This is a genomic window from Thalassospira sp. UBA1131 (genome assembly GCF_002311515.1).
Taxonomy (GTDB): Bacteria; Pseudomonadota; Alphaproteobacteria; order Rhodospirillales; family Thalassospiraceae; genus Thalassospira.
The window spans coordinates 1-4986 of record NZ_DCAO01000076.1 but is presented as its reverse complement, the minus strand read 5'-3'; the positions used below and the strand labels follow the sequence as shown (position 1 = coordinate 4986).

Genomic DNA, 4986 nt, shown 5'->3' with positions numbered 1-4986 from the left:
CAGGCGGTGCTGAACACCCATGACTTCGTTTAGCGCCACGAAGGATGACAGCGCACCTGAGATCATCATCGCGATGATAATAAAACGCCCGGGTTCAAGCCCGGCATAGGTTGCCGCCACCGCATTGGCACCGACTGTCCGGATGGCATAGCCCCAACGGGTGTGCCAGATAAACAGCCAGACCATGACGCTGATGACGATGGCATAGACAAATGACAGGTTCAGCGGGCTTGACGCCATATCAATGCCCAGCGCGCCTGCAATGTCATGAATGAATGGCAATCGCAAATGTTCGGCGATCTGTTCGCTTTCGGGCGTCATCGAGCCTTCCGGACGAAGCACATTGACCAGCAGATACACCATCAGCGATGAGGCGATGAAGTTGAACATGATCGTCGTAATAACGACGTGCGATCCGCGCCGCGCCTGCAAGTAGGCCGGGATATACGCCCACGCCGCGCCAAAAATCATCGCCGCCAACATCGCCACAACCAGCATGATCGGAAATGGCAGGAAATCGAGATAAAGGGCTGCCAACGTCACACCAAGGCCACCGATATAGGCCTGCCCTTCGGCGCCGATGTTAAACAGCCCGCAATGGAACGCGACGGCAAAGGCAAGACCGGTAAAGATGAAGTTTGTGGTGTAATAAAGCGTATAACCCCATGCCTCTTCATAGCCAAACGCGCCATAAAGCAGGATTTCAACCACCTGAACCGGGTTTTCACCAATCGCCAAAACCACAAGCCCGGATACAACAAGGGCCAACAACAGGTTCAGCAAAGGCAAGGCGCCAACATCAATCCAGCGCGGCAGTTCGACAGTCTTGCTCATACCTGCCCCTCCGCTGCCTTGGCTTCATTTGGGTCAACGCCCGCCATCATCAAACCAAGCACGCGTTCGTTGGCCTCAGACGCGGCAACTTCACCAATGATGGCACCATCGCACATCACCAGAATGCGGTCGGCAAGCGACATAATCTCGTCAAGCTCCACTGACACCAGAAGGACGGCTTTGCCTGCATCCCGCATGGCGACAATACGTTTATGAATGAATTCAATGGCACCGATATCGACACCACGGGTCGGCTGACCCACCAGAAGCAATTCCGGATCACGCATGATTTCACGCGCCAGAACAAGCTTTTGCTGGTTACCGCCCGAGAAATTGGCAGCTTTCAAATCCGGATTGTCCGGACGAACGTCAAATTCCGACATCATATTGGCCGTGGCAGCTGAAATCGCATCCCAATCCAGAAGCCCGCCCTTTTGATAGGCAGGATCATCTTCATAGCCAAGAATGGCCGCCTCTTTGGCTGAAAAGGCCGTGACCATTGCCATGCGATGGCGATCCTCGGGCACATGCGCGACACCGCGACGACGAAGCTCCGCGGCATCGACCCCTTTGCCGGGCGTTACATCCTGACCGTTTAGCTCAACGGTCCCTTCGCTGGCAGATCTGATCCCACCAAGCGCTTCAAGTAGCTCACTCTGCCCGTTGCCAGAAACCCCGGCAATGCCGACAATTTCGCCTGCGCGCACGGTAAAGGTCGCATTTTTGACCTTGCGCACGCCCTGCGCATTATCAACACAAAGATTATCGACTTTAAGCACGGTTGCAGCCGGTTTGGCTTCACCTTTTTCAAGGCGTAGCAATACCTTACGGCCGACCATTAATTCCGATAGTTCTTCCGGGCTGGTTTCGGCTGTCTTGCGATGCGCCACCATTGCGCCCTGGCGCATGACGGAAACATTGTCCGTTGCAGCCATGATCTCGCGCAGTTTGTGGGTAATCAGAACAACCGTCTTGCCCTGTTCCTTGAGGGTATCAAGAATTCTGAAAAGGTGATCAGCTTCTTGGGGTGTCAGAACACCGGTCGGCTCATCCAGAATAAGAATTTCCGCCCCGCGATAGAGCGCCTTCAGGATTTCCACACGTTGCTGGAGCCCGACTGAAAGATCACCCACCGTGGCGTCCGGATCAATATTGAGCGAATATTCGCGTTCAAGACGTTTGAGTTCTTCGCGTGCCTTTTCCACACCGTTGCGCAGAACAGCACCGCCTTCGACGCCAAGAATAACGTTTTCAAGCACCGAGAACGTCTCAACCAACATGAAATGCTGGTGAACCATCCCGATCCCGACCGCGATCGCGTCTTCTGATCCGTTGATTTCACAGAGCTTGCCATCGACGTGAATGGTTCCTGCATCGGCCTGATAAAAGCCATACAGAATACTCATCAGGGTCGATTTACCAGCCCCATTTTCGCCCACGATTCCGTGGATAGTTCCTTTGTCGACCTTAAGGTCGATTTCTTTATTGGCATGTACCGCACCGAACCGCTTGTCTATACCGCGCAGTTCAATAGCGGGTTGCACGGCACCGGTTTCCCCAGCGCCGTGCATTTGATGCATCGTATCCGACACGACAAATCCCCGATTTGCTTTGACGTCTGCCTTACATTGGGCAGGCGCTATCGCTCATGTAATCGTGTACTTCAAGGTTACCGGAAATGATTGCTTCCTTGGCCTCGGCAACGGCTGCTTTCATCTCGTCGGTGATCAGGCTTTCGTTGTTTTCATCAAGTGCCCAATCAACGCCGCCCTCTGCAAGACCCAGAATGGTCAGGCCCGGCTCCCAGGTATCGTTGGCAGCAGCCTCGAACGCTTCGTAAACAGCAACGTCAACGCGTTTCAGCATAGAGGTCAGAACCGAACCCGGATGCAGGCCGTTCTGGTTGGAGTCCACACCAATGCCGAGTTTACCGGCATCTGCAGCAGCCTGAAGCACACCAACGCCAGTACCACCTGCAGCATGGTAAACAACATCAGCACCACGGTCGAACTGCGATTTCGCAAGTTCACCACCCTTTACCGGATCGTTCCAGGCCGCACCGGTGGTGCCGGTCATGTTCTGGAAGACTTCGGCGTCACCGTTCGAATATTTTACGCCCTGTGCGTAACCGCAGGCGAATTTGCGGATCAGCGGAATGTCCATACCACCAACGAAACCGACTTTGCCGGTTTCAGATGCCATAGCCGCAAGAACACCGACAAGGAACGAACCTTCATGTTCCTTGAAAACTACCGACTGAACGTTCGGCAGGTCTACAACCATGTCAACAATGGTGAATTTGGTTTCAGGGAATTCTTTAGCGACTTTTTCAAGTGCAGAAGCCTGGGAAAAACCAATCGCAACAATCGGATTCATGCCGCGGCGCGCAAAGTTGCGCATTGCCTGCTCGCGCTGTGAATCGTTCTGGATTTCGAAGTCACGATACTCAGTACCGGTGTCTTCCTTGTACTTCTCGGCACCCGTGTATGCCGCCTGGTTGAATGAGCGGTCAAAACGACCACCAAGATCGTAAACCACAGCCGGATTGATTTCTGCAGCCGAAGCAACGCCTGCATAGCAAGCAACAGCCGCGACCACCGAGGTCAGAAGCTTTTTCATTCCGATGCCCTTCTTTGTTTGAATTCTGATTATCTTTCCGCCAATGCCCATCTTGTTTGGCGGAACTCCCTCATCGAAAACACATGTCTCGCAACATAAGCAAAGCGGCGTTGGTCAAGGACCAATGCAGCGCGGTTTGGCATGCTGCGAATGCTCATGGTAACTACAAAATATAGTGCCCTGTAAATAGCTGAGCACGCAACACGTTGCACAGACCTGTCCACTTGGTCAGCACCAATGCACTACAACCGGAACTTCAAATCGCATATCTGCGGGGTTTCCCTTAGTTTCGGGCCGGTCGGGCTCAAACCTGAACCAACCTTTTCTGCACGTGAATTTATCTTTGTCGATACGCTTAAATGGCACCAAATCGGCACCATTGAACCTCGAATGATTGAAATTGGTGCGTTTCCGATTCTTCCCGACACAAATGAACCGGCGCGGATTTACGACCACAACCGATGTGTAATTTTAACCACACCGTCAACAACCGGACATACCGTTCACGAAAGTTTGGTGCTAGCATTCCGTGGGGCAAAGATTTTCCGACCCACCGATTTGCGTTTTCATACTTTCCCTCCCGATCGGGACAGGAAGAGTGGATTATTGTTGGAGAACAGGAATGAAAAGAACAATTGCAGGGCTGCTGTCGGCCTGCACCATGCTGAGCCTTGGTGCCGGAAGCGCGTTGGCCGATTATGATTTGCGTCTGATCCATACCAATGACGTTCATGACCGCGTTGAATCGGTCACAAAATACAATAATACCTGCAGTGCAGAGGACGATGCCGAAGGCAAATGCTTTGGCGGTTATGGCCGTCTTGCCACGGCCATTCGTGACGCCCGTGCCGAAGGCGGCAACGTTCTGGTTGTCGATGCAGGCGATCAGTTCCAAGGGTCCCTTTATTACTCGACCTACAAGGGTTCGCTGACGGCTGAGCTGATGAACCTTGTTGATTATGATGCAATGGCGGTTGGCAACCATGAATTTGATGATGGCCCGGACGTCCTGGCAAGCTTCATCAAGAAAAGCCTTACCCCTATTCTGTCGGCCAACATCGAAGCCACCACGGATGGTCTTAACGAACTGATCAAACCTGAAACCATCATCACAGTTGGCGGTGAACGCATTGGTATCGTCGGGCTGACAACACCGGAAACGGCCGACATTTCAAGTGCGGGTCCGAACGTCAAGTTCAACGACCTTGCGCAATCACTGCAAAGCTCAGTCGATCGCTTGACTGCCCAGGGCATCAACAAAATTGTCGCTCTCAGCCATTCGGGCTCATACGCCGATTTTGAGTATGTCAGCGATGTCACTGGTGTTGACGTGATTGTCGGCGGTCATGACCATCTTCTGTTTTCCAACAGTGATGACAAGGCATCCCATCCCTACCCGGTCGTAAAAAATGGTGCCGATGGCAAACCTGTTCTGATCGTCCAGGCGTATGCCTACAGCCGTTATCTTGGCGACCTGAACGTCACATTTGATGACGCCGGTGTGGCAACCGCATGGTCGGGTGATCCGATTGC

Annotated in this window: 4 protein-coding genes; 1 reads left to right on the top strand and 3 read right to left on the bottom strand. The window is 53.0% G+C overall.

Features of this window, described 5'->3' with window-relative positions:
* The 3 genes from B3Z49_RS11895 to B3Z49_RS11885 form a co-directional block, all read right to left on the bottom strand.
* Positions 1 to 834 (bottom strand): ABC transporter permease (locus B3Z49_RS11895; RefSeq protein WP_296991051.1); only part of this gene is annotated, 834 nt, incomplete at its 3' end.
* Positions 831 to 2414 carry an ABC transporter ATP-binding protein gene (locus B3Z49_RS11890; protein WP_414716255.1) on the bottom strand — a complete coding sequence of 528 codons (1584 nt, stop codon included), beginning with the start codon at positions 2412 to 2414 and terminating at the stop codon, positions 831 to 833. The genes B3Z49_RS11895 and B3Z49_RS11890, both read right to left, overlap by 4 nt.
* A 43-nt stretch (positions 2415 to 2457) precedes the next feature.
* The gene (locus B3Z49_RS11885) at positions 2458 to 3453 is read right to left on the bottom strand and encodes a BMP family lipoprotein (RefSeq protein WP_008890749.1); all 996 of its coding nucleotides are present in this window, start codon (positions 3451 to 3453) and stop codon (positions 2458 to 2460) included.
* A 622-nt stretch (positions 3454 to 4075) separates the two neighbouring features.
* Here B3Z49_RS11885 and B3Z49_RS11880 point away from each other — a divergent pair.
* A partial coding sequence (locus B3Z49_RS11880) for a metallophosphoesterase (RefSeq protein WP_296991049.1) occupies positions 4076 to 4986 on the top strand: 911 nt, incomplete at its 3' end.

Bases quoted from the DNA above. Each gene is read 5' to 3' on its own strand.
- B3Z49_RS11890 (WP_414716255.1), bottom strand. From the start codon at position 2,414: ATGCATCAAATGCACGGCGCTGGGGAAACCGGTGCCGTGCAACCCGCT.
- B3Z49_RS11885 (WP_008890749.1), bottom strand. From the start codon at position 3,453: ATGAAAAAGCTTCTGACCTCGGTGGTCGCGGCTGTTGCTTGCTATGCA.